28 protein-coding genes and 1 other annotated feature are annotated in these 25,531 nt (G+C 44.0%); of the genes, 9 read left to right on the plus strand and 19 right to left on the minus strand.

The window, feature by feature from the left end:
• Positions 1-43: 43 nt before the first annotated feature.
• Positions 44-282, minus strand: a binding site (T-box leader).
• A 114-nt stretch (positions 283-396) separates the two neighbouring features.
• The 3 genes from CALPO_RS0105205 to rsmI are packed head-to-tail and all read left to right on the plus strand — an operon-like array spanning position 397 to position 3,380.
• The gene (locus CALPO_RS0105205) at positions 397-1,761 is read left to right on the plus strand and encodes a hypothetical protein (RefSeq protein ID WP_026486384.1); all 1,365 of its coding nucleotides are present in this window, start codon (positions 397-399) and stop codon (positions 1,759-1,761) included.
• Between the two features lie 35 nt (positions 1,762-1,796).
• Positions 1,797-2,525, plus strand: coding sequence for a tRNA1(Val) (adenine(37)-N6)-methyltransferase (locus CALPO_RS0105210; RefSeq protein ID WP_035172185.1), 729 nt, complete (start codon positions 1,797-1,799; stop codon positions 2,523-2,525).
• A 24-nt stretch (positions 2,526-2,549) separates the two neighbouring features.
• On the plus strand, positions 2,550-3,380 hold the full coding sequence (gene rsmI / locus CALPO_RS0105215) for a 16S rRNA (cytidine(1402)-2'-O)-methyltransferase (protein ID WP_026486386.1): 831 nt from the start codon (positions 2,550-2,552) through the stop codon (positions 3,378-3,380).
• A gap of 2 nt (positions 3,381-3,382) precedes the next feature.
• Here the strand turns inward: rsmI and CALPO_RS0105220 are convergent, their stop codons facing one another.
• Positions 3,383-3,634 carry an AbrB/MazE/SpoVT family DNA-binding domain-containing protein gene (locus CALPO_RS0105220; protein ID WP_026486387.1) on the minus strand — a complete coding sequence of 84 codons (252 nt, stop codon included), beginning with the start codon at positions 3,632-3,634 and terminating at the stop codon, positions 3,383-3,385.
• A 161-nt stretch (positions 3,635-3,795) separates the two neighbouring features.
• Here CALPO_RS0105220 and CALPO_RS0105225 point away from each other — a divergent pair, with 161 nt between their 5' ends.
• The 4 genes from CALPO_RS0105225 (at position 3,796) to argF (ending at position 6,668) form a co-directional block, all read left to right on the plus strand.
• A complete protein-coding gene (locus CALPO_RS0105225) occupies positions 3,796-4,371 on the plus strand; it encodes a nucleoside recognition domain-containing protein (protein WP_026486388.1) in 576 nt (191 codons plus the stop codon).
• Positions 4,372-4,377: 6 nt separating this feature from the next.
• Positions 4,378-4,908, plus strand: a complete 531-nt coding sequence (locus CALPO_RS0105230; RefSeq protein WP_026486389.1) for a spore maturation protein — start codon at positions 4,378-4,380, stop codon at positions 4,906-4,908.
• A 59-nt stretch (positions 4,909-4,967) separates the two neighbouring features.
• The gene (locus tag CALPO_RS0105235) at positions 4,968-5,609 is read left to right on the plus strand and encodes an MtnX-like HAD-IB family phosphatase (RefSeq protein ID WP_026486390.1); all 642 of its coding nucleotides are present in this window, start codon (positions 4,968-4,970) and stop codon (positions 5,607-5,609) included.
• A gap of 117 nt (positions 5,610-5,726) precedes the next feature.
• The gene (gene argF, locus CALPO_RS0105240) at positions 5,727-6,668 is read left to right on the plus strand and encodes an ornithine carbamoyltransferase (protein WP_026486391.1); all 942 of its coding nucleotides are present in this window, start codon (positions 5,727-5,729) and stop codon (positions 6,666-6,668) included.
• Between the two features lie 14 nt (positions 6,669-6,682).
• Here the strand turns inward: argF and CALPO_RS0105245 are convergent, their stop codons facing one another.
• From CALPO_RS0105245 to tmk, 5 genes are read right to left on the minus strand one after another with little or no spacing between them, the layout of a single operon-like run.
• Positions 6,683-7,552, minus strand: a complete 870-nt coding sequence (locus tag CALPO_RS0105245) for a PSP1 domain-containing protein (protein ID WP_026486392.1) — start codon at positions 7,550-7,552, stop codon at positions 6,683-6,685.
• Between the two features lie 2 nt (positions 7,553-7,554).
• Positions 7,555-8,472 (minus strand): DNA polymerase III subunit, encoded by a 918-nt coding sequence (locus CALPO_RS0105250; protein WP_026486393.1) that lies wholly within the window; start codon positions 8,470-8,472, stop codon positions 7,555-7,557.
• 11 nt (positions 8,473-8,483) lie between these two features.
• Positions 8,484-8,927 (minus strand): YaaR family protein, encoded by a 444-nt coding sequence (locus CALPO_RS13315; RefSeq protein WP_051585841.1) that lies wholly within the window; start codon positions 8,925-8,927, stop codon positions 8,484-8,486.
• A 2-nt stretch (positions 8,928-8,929) separates the two neighbouring features.
• Positions 8,930-9,259, minus strand: coding sequence for a cyclic-di-AMP receptor (locus CALPO_RS0105260; protein WP_026486394.1), 330 nt, complete (start codon positions 9,257-9,259; stop codon positions 8,930-8,932).
• On the minus strand, positions 9,256-9,867 hold the full coding sequence (tmk, locus tag CALPO_RS0105265; protein WP_245589889.1) for a dTMP kinase: 612 nt from the start codon (positions 9,865-9,867) through the stop codon (positions 9,256-9,258). Before tmk ends, CALPO_RS0105260 begins: the two co-directional genes overlap by 4 nt.
• A 138-nt stretch (positions 9,868-10,005) precedes the next feature.
• Here tmk and thrC point away from each other — a divergent pair, with 138 nt between their 5' ends.
• Entirely contained in the window at positions 10,006-11,502 is a 1,497-nt protein-coding gene (gene thrC, locus CALPO_RS0105270; protein WP_026486396.1) for a threonine synthase, read from the plus strand.
• A 25-nt stretch (positions 11,503-11,527) separates the two neighbouring features.
• On the opposite strand, the gene CALPO_RS0105275 is transcribed toward thrC, so the two are convergent.
• From CALPO_RS0105275 to CALPO_RS0105305, 7 genes are all read right to left on the minus strand, one after another.
• Positions 11,528-12,973 (minus strand): aminotransferase class I/II-fold pyridoxal phosphate-dependent enzyme, encoded by a 1,446-nt coding sequence (locus CALPO_RS0105275; protein ID WP_026486397.1) that lies wholly within the window; start codon positions 12,971-12,973, stop codon positions 11,528-11,530.
• Between the two features lie 11 nt (positions 12,974-12,984).
• Positions 12,985-14,055 carry an undecaprenyldiphospho-muramoylpentapeptide beta-N-acetylglucosaminyltransferase gene (locus tag CALPO_RS0105280; RefSeq protein ID WP_026486398.1) on the minus strand — a complete coding sequence of 357 codons (1,071 nt, stop codon included), beginning with the start codon at positions 14,053-14,055 and terminating at the stop codon, positions 12,985-12,987.
• Between the two features lie 132 nt (positions 14,056-14,187).
• Positions 14,188-16,509 carry an alpha-xylosidase gene (yicI, locus tag CALPO_RS0105285; RefSeq protein ID WP_026486399.1) on the minus strand — a complete coding sequence of 774 codons (2,322 nt, stop codon included), beginning with the start codon at positions 16,507-16,509 and terminating at the stop codon, positions 14,188-14,190.
• A 66-nt stretch (positions 16,510-16,575) separates the two neighbouring features.
• Positions 16,576-17,412 (minus strand): carbohydrate ABC transporter permease, encoded by an 837-nt coding sequence (locus CALPO_RS0105290; protein ID WP_026486400.1) that lies wholly within the window; start codon positions 17,410-17,412, stop codon positions 16,576-16,578.
• Positions 17,413-17,429: 17 nt separating this feature from the next.
• Positions 17,430-18,368 (minus strand): carbohydrate ABC transporter permease, encoded by a 939-nt coding sequence (locus CALPO_RS0105295; RefSeq protein WP_051585843.1) that lies wholly within the window; start codon positions 18,366-18,368, stop codon positions 17,430-17,432.
• Between the two features lie 91 nt (positions 18,369-18,459).
• Complete coding sequence (locus tag CALPO_RS0105300; RefSeq protein ID WP_026486402.1) at positions 18,460-19,770, minus strand: ABC transporter substrate-binding protein; 1,311 nt, start codon at positions 19,768-19,770, stop codon at positions 18,460-18,462.
• Between the two features lie 312 nt (positions 19,771-20,082).
• Positions 20,083-20,286 carry a sigma factor G inhibitor Gin gene (locus CALPO_RS0105305; protein ID WP_026486403.1) on the minus strand — a complete coding sequence of 68 codons (204 nt, stop codon included), beginning with the start codon at positions 20,284-20,286 and terminating at the stop codon, positions 20,083-20,085.
• Positions 20,287-20,409: 123 nt separating this feature from the next.
• On the opposite strand from CALPO_RS0105305, the gene CALPO_RS0105310 reads away from it, so the two are divergent.
• Complete coding sequence (locus CALPO_RS0105310; RefSeq protein WP_026486404.1) at positions 20,410-21,573, plus strand: M20 family metallopeptidase; 1,164 nt, start codon at positions 20,410-20,412, stop codon at positions 21,571-21,573.
• Positions 21,574-21,577: 4 nt separating this feature from the next.
• Here CALPO_RS0105310 and CALPO_RS0105315 read toward each other — a convergent pair whose 3' ends face one another.
• From CALPO_RS0105315 to rhaM, 6 genes are all read right to left on the minus strand, one after another.
• Complete coding sequence (locus CALPO_RS0105315; protein ID WP_026486405.1) at positions 21,578-21,934, minus strand: MazG nucleotide pyrophosphohydrolase domain-containing protein; 357 nt, start codon at positions 21,932-21,934, stop codon at positions 21,578-21,580.
• On the minus strand, positions 21,931-22,509 hold the full coding sequence (locus CALPO_RS0105320) for a uracil-DNA glycosylase (RefSeq protein ID WP_026486406.1): 579 nt from the start codon (positions 22,507-22,509) through the stop codon (positions 21,931-21,933). Before CALPO_RS0105320 ends, CALPO_RS0105315 begins: the two co-directional genes overlap by 4 nt.
• On the minus strand, positions 22,500-23,693 hold the full coding sequence (locus CALPO_RS0105325; RefSeq protein WP_026486407.1) for an NAD(P)-dependent malic enzyme: 1,194 nt from the start codon (positions 23,691-23,693) through the stop codon (positions 22,500-22,502). Before CALPO_RS0105325 ends, CALPO_RS0105320 begins: the two co-directional genes overlap by 10 nt.
• A gap of 87 nt (positions 23,694-23,780) precedes the next feature.
• Complete coding sequence (locus CALPO_RS0105330; protein WP_026486408.1) at positions 23,781-24,317, minus strand: Fe-S-containing hydro-lyase; 537 nt, start codon at positions 24,315-24,317, stop codon at positions 23,781-23,783.
• The gene (locus CALPO_RS0105335; protein ID WP_026486409.1) at positions 24,314-25,153 is read right to left on the minus strand and encodes a fumarate hydratase; all 840 of its coding nucleotides are present in this window, start codon (positions 25,151-25,153) and stop codon (positions 24,314-24,316) included. Before CALPO_RS0105335 ends, CALPO_RS0105330 begins: the two co-directional genes overlap by 4 nt.
• Before the next feature lie 20 nt (positions 25,154-25,173).
• Positions 25,174-25,518 carry an L-rhamnose mutarotase gene (gene rhaM, locus CALPO_RS0105340; protein WP_026486410.1) on the minus strand — a complete coding sequence of 115 codons (345 nt, stop codon included), beginning with the start codon at positions 25,516-25,518 and terminating at the stop codon, positions 25,174-25,176.
• Positions 25,519-25,531: the final 13 nt, after the last annotated feature.

Raw genomic sequence — 25,531 nt, forward strand, 5'->3', positions numbered from 1 at the left:
ATACCCTCCTATAAAAAATCTATAAAATAAAAGGCTCTCACCCCCAAGGGGCGAGAGCTCTCGCGGTACCACCCTTATTCGCCATTTCGGCCTCATTACAGACGACATTATTATCGCCCTGCACCATAACGGGTGCTCCCGTCTACGCCTACCAATGCCTCTTCGGCAATTCAGCGCAGCAGCTCCAGGACCATCTTCAGGTGTTATTGCCCGCGCCGGCTCTCACCTTTCCCGGCTCTCTTTAGCGGATTTAGACCTTACTCTTCCCTTCATCGCCACTTTAATATAATTTCCCATTTTCACCTCAATAATATACAATGATAGGGTTTTTGTCAAGGGAAACTGTGCATAATAAATTACAGTACAAATATAAGGAATAAAAGGAGCTGCATGTATATGGTCACACTAACCCCAAGCCACTGGATCTTTATAGCGACGATATTAGTCATACTGATTACTATGCTGTTGAGAAAAGACATATTGATACCGTGCATCGCAGGTATTTTTTTCACAGCCTTGGCAACCACCAACAGCGCGATCAAAGCCGTTCAGGCCATATACAGAAGTCTCATCATATCCGGTGAACAGCTGTGGAGTATTATCCTTATAATAGCCCTTATAGTAGCTATGGCTGAAGCCATAAGGGATACAGGTGCCGATTACATAATGACAAAACCTCTCCTAAAATACTTTGAAAGGCCTCTGTTCTCCTACGCACTCCTAGGGGCATTTACCATGGTCATCTCCCTGTTTCTATGGGCATCCCCTGCTTTAAGCCTTCTTTCCACCATGGTGGTGCCTGCTGTTCTAAAGACAGGGTTATCAAGAATGAGCACAGCTATGGCCATAAATATATTTGGGTTTGGCATAGCCATGTCCGGCGACTTTTTCCTTCAAGGAGCCCCTTCTATAACTGCCAGCGCCGCCGGAGTGCCTGTAGCCACTTTTATGAGAGAGAGTTTTTTGCTGTGGCTCACTATGTCGTCAGTCACTGCCATAGCGTCCTTCATTTACATATGGCTCGCATGGAAAAAAGGCAAAACCAACGAAGAGCCCCATGACCAACAAATCTCCAGGGACGCCAAGATAAGCAGAGCAAGCTATTTTATAGCCCTATTCACTCCAACGGCTTTTTTATTTGACATCGTGTTAATGATGGCGCTGAGGCTCAAGGGTCAATCCTCAGAATTGCTCATAGGCGGCACAGCCGTAATAATATTGATCCTGTCGCTTATCGCGCAATATAAATGGCAATCGCTGTTAAAAGTGACTGATTACATAAAAGAAGGCTTTACAACCAGCATAAAAATATTCGCTCCCGTCATCGTCATAACAGGCTTTTTCCTGCTAGGCAACCAGGATACAGCCAGGGAAATACTAGGAAAAGGAGCCCATGGCCTTCTGGTGGACGTGAGCAAGTACCTGTCAGGCATCATCCCTTTAAACAAACAAACAGCGGCTCTCATGCAGGTAGCCATAGGTGCTTTTACAGGGCTATCGGGATCAGGCTTTGCCGGACTGCCGCTAGTGGGATCCCTATCAAGGACTTTTCATAGCATAACCCAAGGCAACACCGTGACCCTGGCCGCTCTAGGGCAGCTAGCATCCATATGGGTGGGCAACGGTACCCTCGTACCCTGGAGCGTGATAGCCGTATCAGGGCTGTTAAAAGTGGATTCAGTTCAGCTGGTTAAAAACAACCTCATACCTGTCATCATAGGCTTTATAGCCACTTTTATCGTAGCCACATTGCTGTTATAATATAATGGTATATAATTCATATCGATGGTGATCGTATGGAACAAAACGAAGTAGTAGACGATATAGGCTATGGCCTTAAGATAATTCAAAAGCGCAAAGGGGTTAAATTTGGCATAGATGCCGTTTTGCTTTCCCATTTTGTTACCGTAAAAAAACACGACTCGATAGCAGACCTGGGCACAGGGTGTGGAATTATACCTCTTTTGCTATACGGAATACACCGCGGCTACATAACCGTTACAGGGATAGAAATCCAGCCATCATATGCAGACATGGCACAAAGGAGCGTAAAATTAAACAGGTTAGAAGACCACATAAGGATAATAAAAGGGGACTTAAAAGAGGCCTCCCGCATACTGGGCTCACAAAACTTTGACGTAGTGATCACAAATCCTCCTTACAGGAAAGCTTCAGACGGGAAAATAAGTCCTGATGACGAACGGGCTATAGCCAGGCATGAGATCTTATGCACCCTTGACGACATAATCAAAGCCGCCAATACCCTGTTAAAATACAGAGGGAAATTTGCCATGGTACACCTGCCGGAGCGATTACCTGAAATAATGTGCGCAGTAAAAAAATACTCTTTAGAGCCCAAGCGCATGAGGCTTGTTTATCCTTACAGCCAATCGCCCCCCAGCCTTATGCTCCTCGAGTGCATAAAAGGGGGCAACCCTCAGTTAAACATCTTGCCTCCTCTCGTGGTGTACCGAGAGGACGGAAGCTATACCGATGAGATATTGGATATATACGGGAAATCCTGAAGAAAGATAAAAGGGGAGATTAAAATGGCAAATTGGGGGATTCTATACTTATGTCCCACCCCTATAGGCAACATGGAAGATATAACCCTGAGGACTTTAAATGTGTTAAAAACCGTAGACGTCATCGCTGCAGAGGACACCAGACACACTATTAAACTGTTAAACCATTACGGCATATCCAAGCCTCTCATAAGCTACCATGAGCACAACGAAAAAAGCCGTTCACAGGAAATCATAAAGACCCTTAAAAATGGAAAATCAGTAGCTCTCGTATCCGACGCTGGCATGCCTTTGATATCAGATCCCGGACAGGAGCTAGTAAAGCTGGCAATAGATGAGGGTATAAAAGTAGTACCTTTACCAGGACCTTCCGCTGCTTTAACCGCCCTTATCGCCTCAGGTATCGCCACGAGACGCTTTTGCTTTGAAGGTTTTCTACCCGAAAACAAAAAAGAGCGCCAAAAAATCCTAGAGGAACTCAAATCAGAAAGGCGCACGATAATAATATACGAATCCCCCCATCACCTGGCAAAAACCCTTAGGGATCTTTTTAGCTCACTGGGCAATCGCAAAATAACAGTGGCCCGAGAGCTTACAAAAATCCACGAAGAATTCTTTCACGCCGACTTAAGAAGTGCCCTGGAGCACTTTAGCCAAGAGGTGAAAGGGGAATTCGTATTGGTACTTGATGGAAATCAAGAACCTGCCCAAGAAAATTGGAATAATCTGTCCATCTTAGATCATATAAATCTTTACATGTCATCAGGCATGTCTAAAATGGAGGCGATTAAAAACGTCGCCAGGGATAGAAATATGCCCAAAAGCGAGGTTTATAAGCACGCTATTGACAAATAGCGCTATTTTATGACAGTATTTTTTAGTTCTTCAATGCAAGAAGGGCATATATTCTTCCCTTTGTAATTTATAACTCCCTTTGCATCACCGCAAAAGATACATGCTGGTTCATATTTTTTCAATATAATACTGTCTCCATCGACGTAAATCTCAAGGGCGTCTTTTTCATTGATGTTCATCGTCCTCCTGAGCTCAATGGGTAAGACCACCCTTCCCAGCTCATCCACCCTTCTTACAACACCTGTCGATTTCATTTTCCCCTCTCCTTTCATGTTTGTATAATATAATACATATTTCGACATGGTTTCCAATATATAATACCAGTTTTTACAATTAGAGTCAACACTTTTTTTCACTTTGCAGTAAAAAATCATAAATAAATTACGCCCTTCATATAAATAACCAGGTGATCGCCTTGATAAATACCATATGGTTTCTCCTCATATTTCTGAGCCTGGTAATAGGGTCAATAAATGGAAGGATTGATCAGGTGGTAAATGCAGCTGTGGAATCTTCCACAAAGGCTGTAGAAATGGCCCTAGGCCTTATAGGGGTTATGTCTTTATGGCTGGGAATAATGAAAATAGCGGAAAAAGAAGGGTTGATACAAAGCCTCTCCCACGTCATAATGCCTTTTATCAGGAGGATCTTCTCAGACATACCGCCGAACCATCCATCTATCGGAGCCATGGTGATGAACATATCGGCTAACATGCTGGGATTAGGCAATGCCGCTACCCCTTTTGGCATAAAGGCCATGAAATTGCTCCAGGAGCTAAACCCTCACAAAGATACCGCCACTGACGCCATGTGCACCTTTCTCATAGTAAATACAGGCTGTATCCAGTTGTTACCCACCACTATCATAGCCATCAGGGCCGCTGCTGGTTCTAAAGACCCAATGGAAATTGTAAGCGGTGTAATTATAACCTCTACCTTAACGCTGGTATGTGGCATCTTTATCGCAAAGTCCTTTGAAAAAGACAGGTGATGAAATATGACCGCTCTTCAGATCATATCCCGCTGGACCATACCACTCATTTTGTTTATTGTACTCCTCGCAGGCCTTTTAAAAAAAGTGCCCCTTTATGAGGTCTTTATTGAAGGTGCAAAGGAAGGGTTTGATACCGTAGTCAAGATAATACCGCCACTGATAGCTATGTTTGTAGCTATAAACATGTTCAGAGCATCAGGTGCCCTGGATGCTATCGTCAAATTTTTATCGCCTATCACGTCACTGATAGGAATGCCTGCAGAAGCACTCCCTTTAGCCCTCATGAGACCCCTCTCAGGAGGAGCATCTTTGGGAATAGTTTCAGATCTGTTGAAAAATTACGGCCCCGACTCTACCGTTGGCAGAATGGCCTCTATCATGTACGGTTCCACGGAGACAACTGTGTATGTCCTCACGGTGTATTTCGGCGCAGTAGGTATAAAAAACATACGATATGCCCTCTTAGCAGGACTACTCACAGACCTGTGCAGCATAATCCTTGCCGTGCTGATAACTCACGTGATGTTCGGTTGACATATCATTATCCTTCCTATATCATTATATGTGAAGTCCTGTTAAAAAGGAGAGTAGCGATGAGGGCATATCTTTTGGATTTTGACGGCACAATGACCGTAGAAGATGTGGGAGACGGGATAATAAAAAACTTCGCCAAAGATGGATGGCAAGAATATTTGGAACTGTGGGTACAGCGCAAAATAACCACTGAACAATGCGCAAAGGGACAATGGGAGTTGATAGAAGGACCATCCCAGCAGCTTTACGATTACATCCAGTCAAGGGAATTGGATCCGTACCTACCAGAATTCTTGCAATACTGCAAGCAAGAGAATTACGCTGTGTATATAAACAGCGATGGCTTTGATTTTTATATAAAGCGAATACTGGAAAAATACCATCTCGACTTAAAGGGCTATTATAACCATCTGTCATGGGACGGCAACAGATGGTGTTTTGACTTTCCTTTCTCTGACAGCCAGTGTAAATTATGCGGAAACTGTAAAGCCAATAACGTAAAAAAACTTAAAGACAAAGGTTATGAAGTGGTATACGTGGGAGACGGCTATTCAGATAGATGCGCCTGTAGCTACGCTGATACGGTTTACGCTAAAAACCATTTATTGCAATACTGTATCGACATGGGCCTTCCCCACATACCCTTTAATAATTTCAAAGATATACTGGAAGGCGAAAAAAAACGAGCAAAAACAGTATAAAGCGCTTGAGCTTAAAAGGGCGGAACAACCGCCTTTTTTATTTTCACATACTTGCATAATAATAAAATATGTTGTATAATTATACATAACATGCGGGGAGCATGGGGAGGAGATAACTTGAATCTTTTAAACCGTTCGTTACTTACGCTTAAAGAGTACACTCAGGAAGAAATCACATATCTTTTAGATTTAGCTGACAAAGTAAAAGAGGAAAGGCGAAAAAAAATCGTGCATCAGCGATTTATAGGCATGACGCTGGCCATGATATTCGAAAAACGCTCTACCAGGACCCGGTGCGCCTTTGAAACCGCTTTTGGAGAGGAAGGCGGCCACGCCGTATTCTTATCCACCGACGACATCCAGTTAGGCGCAAAAGAATCCATAGAAGACACTGCCAGGGTACTGGGCAGGATGTTTGACGCTATAGAGTTTAGAGGCTATAAGCAGGAGACCGTAGAAACTCTAGCGAGGTACGCAGGAGTGCCAGTTTACAACGGGCTTACAGATATGTACCACCCCACACAGGTGCTGGCAGACCTCATGACATTGCGAGAAGAATTTGGCAGATTAAAAGGCCTCAAACTCGTCTATATAGGCGACGGCAGAAACAACATGGCCCATTCACTAGCTATTGGATGCGCAAAGATGGGAATTGACTACGTAATAATAAGCCCAAAAGAGTTGTTCCCCGATCAAAGCTTCGTGCAGGAAATGAGGGAAATCGCTGAAAAAAGCGGCGCTTCTATCACGGTGACATCCCAAATAGAAGGCAACATCGCTGGGGCAGACGCTATTTACACCGACGTATGGGCATCCATGGGAGAAGAATCAAAAGCCTCTGAACGCATTAAGCTGCTCACTCCATACAAGGTAGACAAAAAAACAATGGAGATGACCCAAAATAGAAACTGCATATTCATGCATTGTTTGCCCGCAGTAAAAGGTCAAGAGGTGAGCTTTGACGTAATAGAAGGCCCTGCCTCAAGGGTATGGGATGAAGCTGAAAATCGCAAACACACTATAAAAGCGCTTATGTTGGCGACATTAGGAAAAGCCTGACAGTTGTCAGGCTTTTAAAAATCCAACGACTCCAGATCACTGGTGTCGCAGTCGTAATCCTCATCGTATTTGTTTACAACGACCACCTCGTCGGTATTAAAGTACTTGTATATCTCAATGCCATCCTCTTTTATTATCTTCACCTTCACCTTCCTGCTTATGGCGTTGATCTCGCATATAGTACCCGTTTCATCATCTGGGGTCATAACCAGGTCATTTACGCGCGGCAGGGTCTCTAAAAGCTGTTCATAACAGGGTTGCTCAAAATTAAGGCAGCACATAAGCCTTCCGCACAAGCCCGAGATCTTAGACGGATTTATAGTGAGCCCTTGATCCTTCGCCATCTTTATCGAGACAGGTTCAAATTCTCCCAGGAAAACTTTACAGCATAGCGGCCTTCCACACGGTCCCATACCCCCAACGATCTTGGCTTCATCTCTTACGCCTATCTGCCTGAGCTCAATTCTGGTTTTAAACACCGACGCCAAATCCTTTACCAGATCCCTGAAGTCCACCCTGCCTTCAGCCGTAAAATAAAAAATTATCTTGTTGTTATCAAAGGTGTACTCTACGTCCACCAGTTTCATCGCCATGCCGTGCTCTTGAATTTTTTTAAGGCAAATGTCAAAAGCCTTTTTTTCCCTCTCCTTGTTTTCGGCGTAGTGTATCTTATCTTCATCAGTAGCTACCCTTATGACCTTTTTTAAAGGCATCACGATCTCATCGTCAGCTACTTCCATCTCGCCCATAACCACTTCTCCAAATTCCACACCTCTTATGGTTTCAACTATGACGCAATCCCCTTTTTTTATACTCAACCCATCGGGATCAAAATAATAGGTCTTACCTGCTTTTTTAAACCTTACACCTATAACCTTAGCCATATCTACACCAACTCCTGTAAACCGATCACCATATCTTCCATGGTGGAAAAGAAATTTACGTATTTATTAATCCGTCGCCTTGCCTGCTCTATCAACTTTATAGATTTTACCAAGGCCTTTAGGGATAATCTCAGCGAAATAGATTTGGCCTCTTCTAACTTATCCCCATTGCTTATTATATCATACATCCCCAGCTTTGCATATATCAAATCCATATACCATAATTGCAATAAATTCAATATATCGTCAATGTGATCCTGCCTGCTCTGCAGCTTTTCCACGTCTTCAATGCTCTTAAGCATCTGTTTGTCCAGTACATGGCAGAAAATCCCCCAGGTAACCTCTCTTATCTCATCAAATTCTGCCGAGGTGGACACAGCCAGCGCCCTGGATACCGATCCTCCTGACAAGCTGGCGGCAAAAGCCGCCTTGGTCGGGTGGATTCCGTGGCTTTTTACAAGTATATCCGCTATATCCTTTTTGCTCAACGGGCCAAAGTGAAATACAATGCATCGGGAACGAATAGTAGGTAAAAGGGAACTTAAGCTGTTACACGTCAATACGATAACCCCATAGGAGGGCGGTTCCTCCAGAACCTTCAAAAAGGCGTTCTGGGCCTCTGCCGTCATTTTTTCCGCATCTCTTACAATGTACACCTTGCGACCGGACCCAGACGGCACTATATTTATATCCCCTCTAAGCCTTCTTATATCTTCAATTTTTATGGTCTTCTCATCAGTCTGAAAGACCTTTATATCCAGTGAACAAGCGACAGCATTGGCCATAGCCAATGCTGTCGCAAATTTCCCCACACCCTCAGGGCCTTCAAATATATACGAGCTGGCTATCCTACCAGATTGTATCGCCTTAACCAAAGCCTTTATCACTGTTGTATGCCCTGTTATACTGTCAAAACCCATAACCACACCCCTCAAGCGTATAAATCTACCAGCATACCCCGTATATCATCCATCATCTTGACCAATTCTATCACGTCTTTATTGTCCTGAATAAACTGTTGGGCCATCATATCCAGCTTCTCTTCTACTTTTTCCACCACAATGTAAACCTTTCTTCGGCCTTTATAGTCCATGGACTCCCTTCTAAACAACTCATAGCCTTTTACCACTTCTGATAGAAATTCTTTAACCAGCTTTTTGTACTCAATTAAACGCTCTATACCGGGGTTTTCTTTAAAAGCCTTACTCACCTCATCAATGTGCGACAGCAATTTATTTAACCTCTCGCCGTGGACCCTCTCAGCGGCATTATGAAACTCCCTCTCAAATAACCCAGCAGGATTACCAGCTCTTGCACCTTCTTTAGCTGCTGGAGAAGAGATCGCCGTCTTAACTGTCAGCGGATCTACCCTCATCCTCACACCTTCTTAAACTTATCTACGTCTACCACAAATATAGTAGCGCCTCCTATTGTGACCTCTACAGGCTGCGAGTAAAACATGCCTGTGGTACCTCCCGCCGGCGGCACTGACGTGATATACTGGTCTCTGGTCTTGCAAACCCTCTCGATTATATCTATGACAGCATCCACCTTGTCCTCTTCAATTCCTATTAAAAGCGTGGTGTTGCCTGACCTCAAAAACCCCCCTGTGGTAGCTAGCTTGGTAAAGCTAAAACCTTCCTCTGTCAGCTTATTCATCAATTTATGGGAATCCTCATCCTGCACAATAGCGATAATGAGTTTCACAACAATCGCCTCCCCATTTTATTTTTGATTATGGACAATACATCCTCAAAAACCTGTTGAACGCCCTGCGCTGCGTCCACAACTTTAATCCTCTCCGGTTCTCGGTCTGCCAGATAAAGATAGCCTTCTCTCACCTTTCTGTAAAAATCCAGCTGTTCGCTTTCCAGCCTGTCTAATTTTTTTAGCCTGGCTTTGGCTACCATGGGATCCAAATCTAAAAGGATAGTCACATCAGGCTTTAAATCCCCTAATGCCATAGTATTCAGCTGATACACCGCCTGCAACCCTAAACCCCTAGCTATGCCCTGGTAAACCAAGCTGGAATCTAAAAACCTATCGCATATAACTATATTTCCTTTGTCTAAAGCCGGCTTTATTACCTTTTTTACCAGTTCCGCGCGAGAAGCCGCATAAAGGTAAGCTTCGGTTTCAGGAGCCATCGCATTTTCTTTATCCAATAAAATCTCTCGTATTTTTTCTGAAACAGGCGTGCTACCAGGTTCCCTTACCAAAATTATACCATATTTTAAATTTTTTATAAAGTCTGAAATTAATTTTATCTGAGTGGTTTTACCAGACCCATCTATACCTTCAAACGTGATAAACACGCGTATCCGCACTCCTTAACCTCGATATTTTAATATATATTACCACAAAAGAGCGCTGCAAAAAAGCCTTCAATTTTGCATTGTATGGCGCCGACCTTTGATGATATAATAAAATAAATTGTATACAGGGGGTATACCATGCATTACACAAGCACCAGAGATGCGAAAAAATCTTTCAATTCCGCTGATGTAATAAAGGCAGGGATTTCACCGGATGGTGGCTTGTTTTTACCCGAGTACATACCTAAAATGAGCAAAAGCCAGCTACAGCATATGATAGACAAGGACTACAGGGGTAGGGCCTCAGATATAATGCAAATGTTTCTCACGGATTTTAAGGAGCAGGAAATAGGTGCGATGATATCTACGGCATATCATCCCGCAAAATTTGACGATGAGCTCATCGCGCCGCTCCGCCAACTAAACCAAAACACCCACATCCTGGAATTGTGGCACGGCCCTACATGCGCTTTTAAAGACATGGCCCTTCAGGTTCTCCCACATCTTTTGGTGAGGTCAGCTCAAAAGACCGGCGATGCCAGCACCTTTGTTATCCTCGTAGCCACATCCGGCGATACAGGAAAGGCTGCGCTGGAAGGCTTTGCCGACGTAAGTGGAACCCGTATAATCGTGTTTTACCCCGAACAGGGCGTAAGCACCATGCAGAAGCTTCAGATGATAACCCAGAAAGGCGATAATGTAGCTGTAATAGGGGTTGCAGGCAATTTTGATGATGCTCAGACAGGGGTTAAAGCCATATTCAACGACAGAGGGTTTAACGAAAGATTAAGCGAAAGAAGTATTAAGCTATCATCAGCCAATTCCATTAACTGGGGAAGGCTTCTGCCGCAGATCGTCTATTATGTCTCCGCCTATGTGGACCTGGTTAAATCAGGGCATATCAAAATGGGCGAAAAAGTAAACGTGGTCGTCCCAACAGGCAACTTTGGAAACATACTGGCAGCATATTACGCCAGAGAAATGGGAATTCCCATCGGCAAGCTTATATGTGCATCCAACGCCAACAAAGTGCTTACAGACTTCATAAGGACAGGTGTATACGACAGGAGAAGGGATCTTAAAAAGACCATCTCGCCTTCCATGGATATATTGGTATCCAGCAATCTAGAAAGGCTTTTATTTGAGCTGTACAATAGAGATGACCATAAAATCAGGCAGATGATGCAACTCCTCATGGAAAAAGGCGTGTACCAAATAGACACCCCTGTGCTAGAGAAGCTACAATCGATATTTTACGCTAATTACGCTGATGACTATGCTACCATGAAGAGCATAAAAATTACGTATGATAAGTACCATTATGTGGTGGATACCCACACAGCCGTGGGCCTAAAGGTCCTGGAGGATTACAGAAAAGAAACAGGGGATGAGACCATAGCCGTTGTGGCATCAACCGCCAGCCCGTATAAATTCCCTAAAAGTGTACTTTCTGCACTCAATGTGCCTATTGAGGCCGATCAGGATGAGTTCTCGCTTTTGGAAATCCTATCGGATATCAGCAGATTAGCCATACCTGACAGCCTTAAAAAACTCAAAGGAGCAGAAATCCGCCATAAAACAGTATGCAAAAAAGACGAGATGAAAGAAACGGTCGCAAATACGCTCTCCGTATGATATGAAAACCAAGGATCCAAAAGTCTTAAAAGGAGGACACCACAGGAATGGATAAAGCGTCCTCTTTTTTTATTCCCTGTACCCTTTCATACCTCCCTATACACTCAATGGCCTCTTTTGTTATCATCTCTCCGGGGCAGAGGACAGGTATTCCAGGAGGGTATGGCACAATAAAATCGCCGCAAATCATACCTTCGGCTTGATCCAGCGGCACTTCTGCTTTTGGCGAATAATAAGCCTCTCTCGGAGCAAGCGCCATCGGTGGCAAAGGAATATCCACATTTTCCACAGGTAAATGCCCTCTTTTAGGGAACTTTTGGGCCATGTCCATGAGGGCCTTTTGCAATGCGCCCACAGTGGAATTGTCATCAGCCATCGTTATCATGGCCAGCCCGTTATACGGGTCTGACATCTCCAGCTGTACCTTATACTGTTCCCTCAATACCTTTTCAATGTGGTATCCACTGTATCCCCAATGGGACATGCTTATTATAAGCTTTGTGGTATCAAAGCCAGCAATTCCATATCGGCCTATCATCTCATCCCCAGGGCACACAATACCCACATCCTTTAATCGCTGTCGTATCTCTACAGCCAAATCAATAGCCACTTCCAGCATATCCTTGCCCTTTTCCTCCATCAACGCCCTAGCATAGTCCAGGGACGCCATGAGCATATAAGAAGGGCTGGTGGACTGTACCACCCTCAATGCCTCCCTCACCCGCTCTATGTTCACCCTATCGGACTTCACATGGAGATAAGCTGTTTGAGTAAAAGCACACAATGTCTTATGTGCGCTTTGCACAGCCATATCAGCTCCCTGGGCAATGGCATCATCAGGTAATCTTTTGCTGAAATGAAGATGGGCGCCATGAGCTTCATCCACCAGCAGTAGCTTACCCCTCTTGTGTACTTCATCGGCAATAGACTTTATATCAAGGCAAAAGCCGTAATAATTGGGACTGGTGATGACCACGGCCTTAGCTTCAGGGTACATATCCATGGCATGGGCGATATCTCGGGAAGTTATACCCATGGCTATACCGTACTCTCTGCAAAAATATGGCATTACATAACAGGGCCTTATGCCGCCAAGTATTAACCCGTTGTACACCGATCTGTGGCTGTTTCTCATAACGATGGCGGTATCGCCAGGGTTTAAAACGCTTAAAATCATAGCGTACACCCCGGCTGTAGAGCCATTTACTATAAAAAAAGTGTAATCAGCCCCAAAAGCTCGAGCAGCCAATTCTTCTGCCTCTTTTATAGGTCCTTCAGGGTAATGGAGGTTATCAAGGCCCGGGACTTCGGTGGCGTCCATTTTCGCCATGTCTTGTGCAAAACTAAAGCCTTTTAACTCCTTGCCACAAGCCTTTATAAAACCCCTGCCCTGTTTATGCCCTGGCATGTGCATGGGCACAATGCCTTGTTGCACGTAATCTTCCAGCGCTTCTAAAATGGGTATACGCATTTTTACATCCCTTACCTCTTTTTAGCCGTGTGCTCAATCAAATCCAGTATAACCTTTGTGGCATCGCCAATCTGGCTTTTTTCCATCGCTTTAATATACTGAAGCCGATTTTCATATAGCTGATTTACCTTTTCCAGTAAGACCTTCTCGGTGGCTTCCTCTTCCTGTAGCACCATGCTGTAACCCTGTTTTTCAAAAGAACGGGCGTTCAATATCTGATCGCCTCTGCTGGCTTGCTTTGACAGAGGTATTAAAAGAGCCGGCTTTCTAAGCGCCAGTAGTTCAAATAGGGCATTGGCTCCTGCCCTTGAAATGCATATATCTGCTGCAGCCATAACCGAAGGTAGCTCCTCCGATATAAACTCAAATTGTTTATACCCGCTTAATTTTTCTAGCTGTTGGTCCATATTCCCTTTGCCACATATATGTACGACCTGAAATCTCCGGAGCAAATCAGGAAGTATGGCCCTTACCAGGCTGTTTATCTTTACAGAGCCTAAGCTACCGCCAATCACCAGCAGCACAGGCTTTTTAGACGTAAAACTGCAAAAGGCAAGCCCTTCTTCCCTGGACCCTTTAAGCAACTGACTTCGCACCGGGGTACCTGTTAAAATCCCCTTTTTTTCAGGCAAATGCCGCATGGTCTCAGGAAAGGTGGCACAAATCTTCGTGGCAAAAGGTAGGGAAATTCTATTGGCAAGGCCAGGCGTTATGTCCGACTCATGAAGTATTACAGGAATTTTATTGATCCATGCGCCTATAACCACCGGAACGGACACAAACCCTCCTTTAGAGAAAACCACATCGGGCTTTAGCCTCCTCAAGAGCATAGTAGCCTGTAATACACCCTGTAATACCAGCAGAGGATCTGTTAAATTCTTAAGAGAAAAATACCTGCGCAGTTTTCCCGTAGAAATTTTGTAATAGGGGATATTAGTTTTTTCTACCAGCTCCCTTTCGATACCATTATAACTGCCTATGTAGGCGATATCCCAATTCCGCCGCCGTAACTCCGGCACCAGCGCCAGATTAGGCGTCACATGGCCAGCACTACCTCCTCCAGTCAGGACAACCTTTTTCACATTTTAAGCCCCTTTCCATAACTCTATTATATATATTTGTATTTTTATTCTATCATGCCAGGACAATAGACAGCAAGTTAAGATAAAAAAAGGCTGTCAGCATATCACTCCTGCCAACAGCCTTTTGCGGCTCTACAGATTTATGCACAACGAACAAGCGCCTCTATCAGGCACTATCCTCGTACCCAGTTGCTCTACGCTGTACGTTGCGCTATCCACGGATTTTATCTCCTTTATCCCCCTCAAGACCACGCTCCACGGTTTGGTAGCCCCTTGAACCTTTACCTCAATGACATCTTTTGCTCGCTTTGCCGTGAATTCGACCTCAGGCCAACCGTCTGTACTGTACACCGTGGTGGATGCACAAGCCCCATCTTGTAGCTCAAATACCTGAAAAACCACGCCATCAGCGTAATCGTAGTCCGGTCTACTATCCTCATGCCCTGTAGCTATAACGCTATTGGGGCGCACCATGAGGGGTATGCTCATGTAACCGTGCTTTTCTCTTCTCCAGCAGCCTCCTTCTACCACCTCACCGGTAAAGTAGTTAGTCCACCTACCCTGAGGCAGGTAGTAAACCGCCATACCCTCTTCGTTGAATATGGGAGCAACAAGCAGAGAATCGCCCAGCATGTACTGCTTATCCAGATAATAGCAGGTGGGGTCATCAGTAAACTCTAGAACCATCGCTCTCATCACAGGGATGCCTTTATAGGCCGCTTCGCACGCCGCGCTGAACAGGTACGGCATAAGACTGCACTTCAATTTTGTAAAGAAGCGTAAAACGTCTACAGCTTCCTCGTCGTACAGCCACGGTACCTTGTACGCTTTGCTGCCATGAAGGCGGCTGTGAGAAGATAAGAGCCCAAATGCTACCCATCTTTTGTATATATCCGGAGTAGCCGTGCTCTCAAACCCCCCTATGTCGTGGCTCCAAAATCCAAAACCTGATAAACACAAAGATAAACCTCCGCGCAAGCTCTCAGCCATGGATTCATACGTTGCGTAGCAATCCCCGCCCCAATGCACAGGAAATTGCTGGCTGCCAGCCGTAGCCGATCTGGCAAACAACACGGCATTCCCTCTGCCAAATCTCTCGCATAAAACATTGTACACAGTCCTGTTGTACAGATATGTATAATAATTGTGCATCTTTTCAGGGTCTGAGCCGTCGTAATACACGACGTCTGTGGGGATTCTCTCTCCAAAATCTGTCTTAAAGCAATCCACTCCCATATCCAGCAGCCTTCTCAATTTACTGGCATACCATTCACATGCCTCAGGATTGGTGAAATCCACTATACCCATGCCTGGCTGCCATAAATCCCACTGCCACACATCGCCATTGGGCCTCTTTAATAAATACCCTTTCTCCATGCCCTCATCAAACAGCCTGGATTTTTGCGCAATATACGGATTGATCCATACGCATATCTTAAGCCCTCTCTCCTTGAGGCGCTTTAGCATGCCCTCAGGATCAGAAAAATACCTCTCATCCCATTCAAAATCACACCACTGGAACTCCTTCATCCAGAAACAATCAAAGTGGAAGACGTGAAGTGGCACATCTCTTTCAGCCATACCATCAATAAATCTGGTAACGGTTTTCTCATCATAATCCGTCAAAAAAGACGTGGTCAACCAAAGGCCAAAAGACCAGGCTGGCGGTAACGCTGGCCTTCCAGTAAGCGCCGTGTAATTCACCAGTACCTCTTTCATGGAAGGACCATTGATCACATAGTATTCCAGGTATTCGCCTGGAACGCTGAACTGAACCTTGGATACCCTTTCAGAGGCTATTTCATAGGAGACACAACCAGGATCGTTGACAAAAACGCCGTAACCTTTATTGGTTATATAAAAAGGTATGTTTTTGTACGCCTGTTCACTGCTGGTACCCCCATCTCTGTTCCATATATCCACTACCTGCCCGTTCTTAACAAAAGGAGTGAAACGTTCCCCCAATCCATATACACATTCATCTACACCCAAATCCAGCTGTTCCCGCATATACACGTCGCCATTCTGAGACGTAATGTACGCCATGCTCTTATAGCCGCTGCCAGTAATGCGCTTATCGCCGCTGTAAAAATCCATGGCCCAACCGCCTGTCTTTTTGATTTTAACAGTCAAAGTCCCGCTGGTAAGACTGACAAAGTCATCACCTTCTTGAATGTCAACTTTTACATCATCTTGTTTGTTGATAGTAAACTCAGGACCTCTCCTGCGCCTTCCCTTAAAGTGATACGCTTGTACGCATATTATATTTTCTCTCGGAGAAGAAATCCTTACAGTCAATAAAGGACCTGCTAAAGTATCCCCTCTATCCCTCAGGTGGAAATACGGCACGTATACCGTAATAGAGTTTTCACCTATCTCAACGCTATTGACCTCTGCAGCGCCGTAAATGTTAAACCCTTTCCTTATAAGCCAGTTGCCGTCTGTAAACTTCATAAACCTCCTCCTCCCCTCATAGAATAGCATTATTATACCATATTCGACGTCTTTAAAACAAACCGCTTAACCCTTTATCCCTGTCATGACAACCCCTTCTATAAAATACCGCTGGGCAAACAAGAATATAACTATTATGGGAACCAGTGTAAACACCGACGCCGCCATCAGCAGATCATACCTAGTCTGATATACTCCCCTAAATGCCGCCAGGCCCAGTTGAACCGTAAACAAATCCTGGCTGTTAAGATAAATCAGCGGACCCATAAAATCATTGTATACACCTTGGAATGTGAAAACCGTTAGTGTTGCTATAATCGGCTTGGACAGAGGCAAAAATATTTGCCACCAAATTCTAAATCTCGAACAACCGTCTATAATGGCGGCATCCTCCAAATCCTGAGGTATCGTCAGAAAAAACTGTCTCAGGAGGAAAATCGCAAAAGCACTCCCAAATAACCCAGGCACAATTAATGGCTTAAGTGTGTTTATCCATCCCAGGGTTCTAAACATGATGAATTGCGGTATTATGGTCACCGTCCCAGGTACCATCATAGACGCTAAGAAACCCATGAATATAAAATTCTTCCCAACAAAATCTATGCGCGCAAAAGAATAAGCAGCTAGTGAAGAAATTACAACTGTCGAGATGGTTACAGGTATAACAATCCGCATTGTATTATAAAACATCAATGTAAAATTTAGTCCTCCCGCGTGCCACGCTTGCCTGTAATTTTCCCAATGCCATATACTCGGTATCCATTTGGGTGGAAACAAAAATATCTCGCTCTGATCTTTAACCGAAGTGGTAAACATCCAGAAAAAAGGAACCAGGCTTATCAGCGCGCCAATAGTCAAAACTGTATACGCAACTATATCTCTGTAAGCTGTCTTTTTTCTCATAAAACCATCCTCCATATTCACATATCATATTGCACTCTTCGTCCAAATAACCGGTCTTGCAGCGCCGTTACGACGAAAATCAATATAAACATAACCATAGCTATAGCGCTGGCATATCCCATCTTGTTATACTGGAAGGCGTTGGACCATAAATAATACGCCAATGTATAAGTTGAATAACCAGGGCCTCCACTTGTCATTATATACACTTCCCCAAATACCTGAAAAGCTCCGATAATGGCAGTAACCACTATGAAAAATGTCGCCGGCGTTAAAAGGGGAAGGGTAATATACCATATCTTTTGGAACGGAGTTATTCCATCTAATTCTGCCGCTTCATAAAGCTGCCTTGGTATTCCCTGTAAACCGGCTAAGAAAATAAGCATATTCCATCCGGCATTTTTCCATATCGCCATGATAGCAATACTCGGCAAAGCTAATTTAGAATCAGTAAGCCATCCCAGAGGTGCAATCCCTAACTTTGATAATACATAATTAATCAAGCCAAAATCAGGATTATAAAGCCAGACAAAGAGAAGCGCCACGCTGAGCAGCGGGCTTATCACTGGAATATAATAAATACTGCGGTAAATCGCAATTCCCCTCAAAGGGAGGTTCATAAGCAAAGCTAGGACAAATGAAAGCACAATAGAAGCTGGTACATAATATACCACCCATAGCAGCGTATTTTTCAAGCTAATCAAAAATACCTGGTCGTGAAATAGGTTTATGTAATTGCCGATGCCAATAAACTTTGGGGGATTGAGTATGTTCCAATCATAAAAGCTTATGACAATCGACGCTATCATGGGGTACAACATAAATGCAAGAAACCCAAAAAGCGCTGGAGCGATAAAAAGATAACCCGCTATATTATCTCTAAGTCTTTTTTTAATAGGTCTATGGCTCTTTACAGTAATCTTAACGGTTTTTATGGACATATCAGCATTTTGCAAAGTAGTTCACCTCTTCAAAAATTAATATTACTAAAGCATACATCAGCTCATGAAAAATTTATTATCAGGAACTGATGTATGCTTCATAAAACTACTTAAAAAGATTTGCGTTTGCACCTTTATCTATATTCTCAGCGGTTTGCTCAACAGTCTGTTGCCCATTGTAAAGTTTATCTAGCTCAGGTTCGATATACTTTGTATCGTATTCGGTAAATTTAGTGGAGTAATAAGCATTATACTCTGTTCCCGTCCTATCAAGATAATTGGCTGCTGCTTTGAAAGGAGCAGGATCAGGTGGTGACGTAACAAACGATGGATCATCCAAATACTTAGTGTAAGGCGGTAGTGCCAACCCCAAACTCGCTACTTTTTTCAAAGCGTCTTTACTGAGCAGATAGCGTATAAGTGTAAGCGCTTCCTCCTTATGCTTAGAATTCGCACTTATGCCAAACATCCCGCAATTAACTGGTGAATAACGCTGTCCATTGCTTCCTTTAGGAAGCTCTACAGCCTCCCAGTTAAACTTTACAGACTGACGAAACGTGGGAGTCATCCATCGTCCCATTGGATACATAGCTACCTTTCCTGTCTCAAACATCTGCGATTGTCCTACGCCCATGGATTTCAGCGTAGACGGCGAAGGAGCTGCCTTATAAGTTACCATCAAATCGTAAAGTATTTTCAGCCCTTTCATAACACCGGGATCGCTGAAGTTAGACTTTCCATCCTTAAACCATTGGCCATTTTCTGTGCCAAGAAATAGCATCCATGGCCCCCACCATTCGTCAATTACAGTTCCCCATTGCTGCACCTTTCCATTTTGCTTCACTGTAAGCTTTCTCGCCAAATTGACAAAATCGTCCATTGTCCAATCCGATGTAGGCAAAGGAATTCCTGCCTTTTTGAAAATATCTACATTTACATACACAACCCATGGAGCAAAATCCTTGGGAATACCGTATTGTTTGCCTTCATATTGCCCGTACTTGAGCAATCCAGGAGGCATACCCTCTGTCAATTCAGGATACTTTTTTATGTAAGGATCAAGGTTCCACAGCATCCCTGCTTTTGCCCATTCAGCTCCTGTGGATTCATGAATATACAATACATCAGGAGGTGTCCCACCGGCAACCATGGTCTTAAGTTTGGTATCGTAATCCTGAGGCACGTATATGTAATCCACTTTTATATTAGGATAGGCTTTTTCAAAATCCGCCAATACCTGAGAATAAATATCGTGCTCTTCCTGATTCCCCCAACCCATAAAGCTTATAGTTACTTTACCACTACCCTGGCCTTTCTGACCTTTCGTGCTACTCGCTGTTTTGCTAGAACTACATCCTGAGACAATCATCAAGCTTACAAGCAGTACCACTATAAATAAATTCCATACCTTCTTCACCTTACCTCTCCCCTTTCTAAATCAGACCACCTAGCTTTTAAAAAATCTAAAATATAAATTTATCACTCCTCCTTTCTTACACCTTAACCTTTTGCAAAAAACCTTAATAAGTTACTAAAACGCTATCTCTTTTCACAGGTTATTTTATATCACAGGTAAAACATTTTCAAAGTTCAAATTTGGTCAAAATAGCCGAATATTCTCCGTTTTTTTTTTTTTTGAATTTTACTCACGCTTTCTCATTCTTCCTCCGCTTTTTATTTACATGAGTGAAAAACAACGGTTACACCTTAAAAATAAAAAATACAGGATTTACTCCATGGCAATCCTGTATTTCCCCTTAATGTGGTCTTCCCATATGGCTTTCATGCATTCCCGATAGTACTCATAATTTTCGTCCTCAGGGGATGTATTTATGATGTCATACTGGCACGATGCACATATGTACTTGTCAAAGACGTAGATACCATCGCTTTTTTCCTGACCGCAAATAAAACACATCTTATTTTCGTCCACACTATCATCCCTTTTAATTTTCTTTTTACATTATTATCTACCTTTATGATTGATTTTATTCATGAAAATTGGTTATGATAGTTATGATAATGATATATTTAAACAAAAGGAAGGGATATCGATATGAAAGAAGTTTTAATCGAAAAAATCGGCGAACTCAAAAAAATAGCGTTCGAGTTAAATGAATTCCTGTACGAAAACCCCGAAACAGGAAATCAGGAATTTGCAGCCTGCGAAAAAATATGCGAAGTATTGTCCCATTGGGACTTTAAAATCCAAAAAGGTTATCTAGGCATACCCACGGCGTTCAAGGCAATATATGGATGCGGTAAACCCTCTATAGCGTATCTTTGCGAATACGATGCCCTGCCTGAAATAGGTCACGGCTGCGGCCACAACATGATAAGCGCAATAAGCGTAACAGCAGCCATTGCGTTAAGAGAAATCATAGACACTATAGGCGGACAAGTCGCCGTATTTGGTTGCCCTGCAGAAGAGACCAACGGAGCCAAGGTAGCTATGGCAGAAAAAGGGGCTTTTAATGATATAGATGTAGCGCTAATGGTGCACCCTTCTGACGTCACAAGAGAAAGCGGCACTTCGCTAGCCATGGAAGCCCTTCAATTTGAATACCTGGGCAAAGCAGCTCATGCAGCAGACAACCCTGAAGACGGTATAAACGCCTTAGATGGCGTACTGCTTCTGTTCAACTCAATAAATGCTTTAAGACAACACGTAAAACCCGACGTGAGAATACACGGCATAATAAAAGAAGGAGGTATAGCCGCCAATATAATACCAGAGAGGGCTGTGGCGCAATTTTACGTAAGGTCGGAAAGCTCTTCGTACCTGAAGGAAGTCGTAAAAAAGGTTAAAGACTGTGCCCGCGGTGCAGCAATATCCACTGGATGCACTTTGAACATATCCAATTATGAACTCTCCTATGACAATATGATTACAAATAATACCCTCCAGGAGGTTTTCAATAAAAATCTACAAAGCACCGGAGTAAATGACATCCAGCCACCTAAAAAGCCGTCAGGTTCATCAGATATAGGCAACGTCAGCCACGTAGTTCCAGCTATACATCCTTATATAGGAATAGTCCAGGGCCACATTCCCTCCCACACCAGGGAATTCGCCTTGGCCACTCAGACGGATTACGCCAAAGAAATGCTGTTAAAAGCTGCCACAGCACTAGCTCTCACCGGATTTGACATAATAACCGATAAATCCCTATTGGATCGCATTAAAAAGGAATTCGCAGAATCTATTAAAGTGAAATAAGCCATTACTCCTTCTTCTCTTGTGGAGTGCCGTACATGTACGGCCTCTTTTCGTTTTTATCCATCTTATCATTTACGACCTTTTCAGCATCAAATTTGTCCAAAATGGGGATATTCATCAACCTTATAAATATATCAGCCCATTCTTCATGCTCATCACGAGCACCCAATCCTTTTTTGACAGCATTTACGTACTCGCCTACTTCTGATACGATCAAAGCTATAAGGTAAAACTTTAAAACTTTTATAGCAAACTGCTCTCCCCAATCTTTTGAAAGGGACGTATATATCATATCCCACTCTTTTTTAAAGCCTTTATCCATCAATAATTTATCAATCCTATCCTCTATCTCCTTTATCAAATTGCTTTCTCCTCTCTCTTTAACTTATAATAAAGCTCTACAATCTTTTTAAAATCCTGCCTCGTCAGATCAATCTTTGAAGCATCTCTGAGAATGGCGGCTGGATGAAATGTGGGGATGAGGTAAACCCCTTTCCGCTCAATGAGATTGCCTCTTATCTGGGTTATCCGAGCTTTGCGATCTATAATGTATTTCATCGCCGTAGCGCCAAGGCACACGATTATCCTGGGCGCTATAATAGCAACTTGATTCCTCAGATAAGGAAGACACGCTTCCGCCTCTTCATCAGTAGGCACCCTGTTGCCAGGTGGTCGGCATTTAACGATATTGGCGATATATACCTCTTCCCTTTTAAGGCCAACTTCAGCCATCAGCCTGTCCAGCAATTGACCAGCTCTTCCTACAAAGGGCTTCCCCTGCAGGTCTTCATCTTTACCCGGGCCTTCTCCCACAAACATGATATCAGCCCTCAAATTACCGTCACCAAATACCACGCTATTTCTGCCTTTGTGAAGGGGACATTTAATACAGTTCATGCATTCGTTGTAAAGGTCTTTTAGGTTTTTTAACGCCATTGAGCATCACCGCCTACCCTGGCCACTCCTGTCCTTATCGCAGCCGCGCTCACCGCCTTTTCCACAGCGTCGACTACCCTAGCATCAAACGCCGACGGTATTATGTAATCAGGCCTTAACTCGCTATCGCTGATAAGGGAAGATATGGCCTCAGCAGCAGCTATCTGCATGTCCTCATTTATGTCCTTGGCTCTTACCCTTAATGCCCCCTTAAATACCCCTGGAAATGCCAGGACATTGTTTATCTGATTGGGAAAATCCGATCTCCCTGTGCCTACGATATAAGCACCAGCACTATAAGCCTCATCAGGCATTATCTCTGGAATGGGATTGGCCATAGCAAAAACTACCGGGCGATCAGCCATAGACTTCACCATCTCTCCTTTTAAAACACCTGGTGCCGACACCCCTATGAACACGTCAGCACCCCTCAGCGCATCTGCCAGCGCGCCACGCATCCTCTCTGCATTGGTCAAAGCCGCAATTTCCCTATGAGATTCTTCCAGAGTTTCATCATCAGCTGAAAGTACCCCTTTTTTGTCGCACATCACCACGTTTTGCGCTCCAGCTCTTAAAAGCAGCTTCGCAATAGCAATACCTGCGGCACCAGCTCCATTCACAACAATCCTTACATCGCTTATATTTTTACCCACAAGCTTTAAGGCATTTTTCAGCGCTGCCAGAACCACAATGGCAGTACCGTGCTGATCATCGTGGAAAACAGGAATATCTAAGACCTCTTTTAACCTGCTTTCGATTTGAAAACACTTCGGGGCTTTGATGTCCTCCAGGTTTATTCCGCCAAAAGAAGGAGCTATGTACATCACCGCTTTTACTATCTCATCCACATCAGTAGTGTCAAGGCATATGGGCACAGCGTCAATACCCGCAAATTCTTTAAAGAGTATAGCTTTACCTTCCATAACAGGAAGTGCCGCTTTGGGCCCTATATCTCCTAAACCCAGAACCGCCGTTCCATCGGTCACTACAGCTACCATATTGCCCTTTGACGTGTACCTGTATACGTCATCAGGGTGCTCATATATCTTCTTGCACGGCTCAGCCACCCCTGGAGTATACGCTAAAGATAAATCTCTGGTATTTTTAACGCGCACCTTGCTTTTAACCTCTATTTTTCCCCTGTTACTCTCGTGGAGAGCCAGCGCTTCTTCAATGAGGGACATACTATCACTCCTCATAAGGCGTAAATCATAATCTTATTTTATTATAAAATGTTGTTAGAGGCAACAAAAAAAGGGCTTTTATACCCTTTATCGAGAAGCAGAAGTGTTGACAAAGAGGCTGTTCCCCCTGCAATCTATAGCAACTATAACCGGAAAATCCTCAACGTAGAGTTCGTATATGGCCTCAGGTCCCAGGTCAGGGTACGCCACTATCCTCGCTGACTTAACCCGCTGGGAAAGCAACGCTCCAGCACCTCCTACCGCTGCGAAATAAACAGCACCGTAGCGCACCATAGCTTTGATGACCTCTTCAGACCTCTCTCCTTTCCCTATCATTCCCTTAAGGCCCATAGACAAAAGCTTAGGGGTATAAGCATCCATCCTCCCACTGGTAGTAGGGCCACAGCTCCCTATAACCTGGCCAGGTCTTGCGGGACAAGGCCCTACATAATAAATTATCTGGCCTTTTACGTCAACGGGCAACGGCTTGCCTTCCTCCAACGCCTGTATCATCCTCTTATGGGCGGCATCTCTGGCTGTATAAACAATACCCGTTATACACACTTCCTGACCAGCTTTTAAATCATTGATTACCTGAGAGGTTAACGGAGTGGTCAATTTCACAGTATCACCTCCCCATGCCTGGTCACATGACAGCTTATGTTTACCGCTACAGGCAGCTGAGCTATGTGGGTGGGATATACCTCTATGTTAACAGCCAGCGCTGTGGTGCTCCCTCCAAGACCCTGTGGGCCAATACCCAGGCTGTTTATATCCTTTAGCAGTTGCTCCTCCAGCCACCCGTACACAGGGTGCCTTACGTCAATAGGTCGTATTAGGGCTTTTTTAGCCAGATAGGGAGCGTATTCAAAATTTCCTCCTATGCCTACTCCCACTATCACCGGTGGACAGGGATTGGCACCTGCCTTTTTTACCGTCTCTACGACAAACCGCTTCACCCCTTCTATGCCTTCAGCGGGCTTCAACATAGCCATGGTGCTCATGTTCTCGCTGCCAGCACCCTTAGGGCATACAACGATTTTGAGTTTATCCCCTTCTACCACATCTATGTGTATGATAGCAGGGGTATTGTCCTGGGTGTTAACCCTGTTCAGAAGAGGATCTTTCAGCATGGATTTCCTCAAGTACCCATCTCCATAACCTCTTCTCACACCTTCATTTATAGCATCTTTGATAGTTCCCCCTGTCACGTGCACGTCCTGCCCCAGCTCTACGAATACCACAGCGATACCCGTGTCCTGGCATATAGGTAGGCCCTTTCCACTTGCTATTTTCTGGTTTTCAACCATCGTCTGTAATATCTTCCTGGCGTGAGGAACCTCTTCTGTCTCCAGAGCCTCGTTTATCTTATCCAGCACGTCTTTATTCAAGCAGCAGTTGGACGAAATGCAAATATCCCTCACGGCAGAAGTTATTTCACAGGCGCTAATCTCCCTCAAAAAATCACCCCCTATAACCTTTATGATCCCTTATGATCTTTTATAAACTCTTTGTCTATATGAAAAACCTCCTTGAGGTCAAAAGACACCGGGCTGTTATCGTCGTTGGTTTCCATTATATCCTTCATATAATCCCACCACCTCTGGCACACTTCTGTTTGAGCACTCTTTTCCCACAATTTCTCGTCCTCAATTTCTAAATAAGCAAAAAGATTACTTGTCCTTAGGTCCAGGAAAATAGAATAGTTGCGCACTCCGTGCTTTAACAGCATATCCACCATCTCTGGCCAGATCTCATCATGACGCCTTTTGTATTCGTCATGGTAATTGTCAAATACCTTCATGATAAAGGCTTTCCGCACCATTACGCATTCCCCC

The sequence above is a fragment of the Caldanaerobius polysaccharolyticus DSM 13641 genome (assembly GCF_000427425.1).
GTDB classification, from domain to species: domain Bacteria; phylum Bacillota; class Thermoanaerobacteria; order Thermoanaerobacterales; family Caldanaerobiaceae; genus Caldanaerobius; species Caldanaerobius polysaccharolyticus.

Coding starts and splice junctions, on each gene's coding strand:
- thrC (WP_026486396.1), top strand. CDS start 10,006: ATGCATTACACAAGCACCAGAGATGCGAAAAAATCTTTCAATTCCGCT.
- CALPO_RS0105325 (WP_026486407.1), bottom strand. CDS start 23,693: ATGTCCCTCATTGAAGAAGCGCTGGCTCTCCACGAGAGTAACAGGGGA.
- CALPO_RS0105275 (WP_026486397.1), bottom strand. CDS start 12,973: ATGCGTATACCCATTTTAGAAGCGCTGGAAGATTACGTGCAACAAGGC.
- rhaM (WP_026486410.1), bottom strand. CDS start 25,518: ATGGTGCGGAAAGCCTTTATCATGAAGGTATTTGACAATTACCATGAC.
- CALPO_RS0105245 (WP_026486392.1), bottom strand. CDS start 7,552: ATGGCTAAGGTTATAGGTGTAAGGTTTAAAAAAGCAGGTAAGACCTAT.
- yicI (WP_026486399.1), bottom strand. CDS start 16,509: ATGAAGTTTACAGACGGCAACTGGCTTATAAGGAAAGGGTTTAACATT.
- CALPO_RS0105290 (WP_026486400.1), bottom strand. CDS start 17,412: ATGAGAAAAAAGACAGCTTACAGAGATATAGTTGCGTATACAGTTTTG.
- CALPO_RS0105250 (WP_026486393.1), bottom strand. CDS start 8,472: ATGGGTTTTGACAGTATAACAGGGCATACAACAGTGATAAAGGCTTTG.
- CALPO_RS0105230 (WP_026486389.1), top strand. CDS start 4,378: ATGACCGCTCTTCAGATCATATCCCGCTGGACCATACCACTCATTTTG.
- CALPO_RS0105320 (WP_026486406.1), bottom strand. CDS start 22,509: ATGGCGTTAAAAAACCTAAAAGACCTTTACAACGAATGCATGAACTGT.
- rsmI (WP_026486386.1), top strand. CDS start 2,550: ATGGCAAATTGGGGGATTCTATACTTATGTCCCACCCCTATAGGCAAC.
- CALPO_RS0105220 (WP_026486387.1), bottom strand. CDS start 3,634: ATGAAATCGACAGGTGTTGTAAGAAGGGTGGATGAGCTGGGAAGGGTG.
- CALPO_RS0105210 (WP_035172185.1), top strand. CDS start 1,797: ATGGAACAAAACGAAGTAGTAGACGATATAGGCTATGGCCTTAAGATA.
- CALPO_RS0105235 (WP_026486390.1), top strand. CDS start 4,968: ATGAGGGCATATCTTTTGGATTTTGACGGCACAATGACCGTAGAAGAT.
- CALPO_RS0105310 (WP_026486404.1), top strand. CDS start 20,410: ATGAAAGAAGTTTTAATCGAAAAAATCGGCGAACTCAAAAAAATAGCG.
- CALPO_RS13315 (WP_051585841.1), bottom strand. CDS start 8,927: ATGAGGGTAGATCCGCTGACAGTTAAGACGGCGATCTCTTCTCCAGCA.
- CALPO_RS0105205 (WP_026486384.1), top strand. CDS start 397: ATGGTCACACTAACCCCAAGCCACTGGATCTTTATAGCGACGATATTA.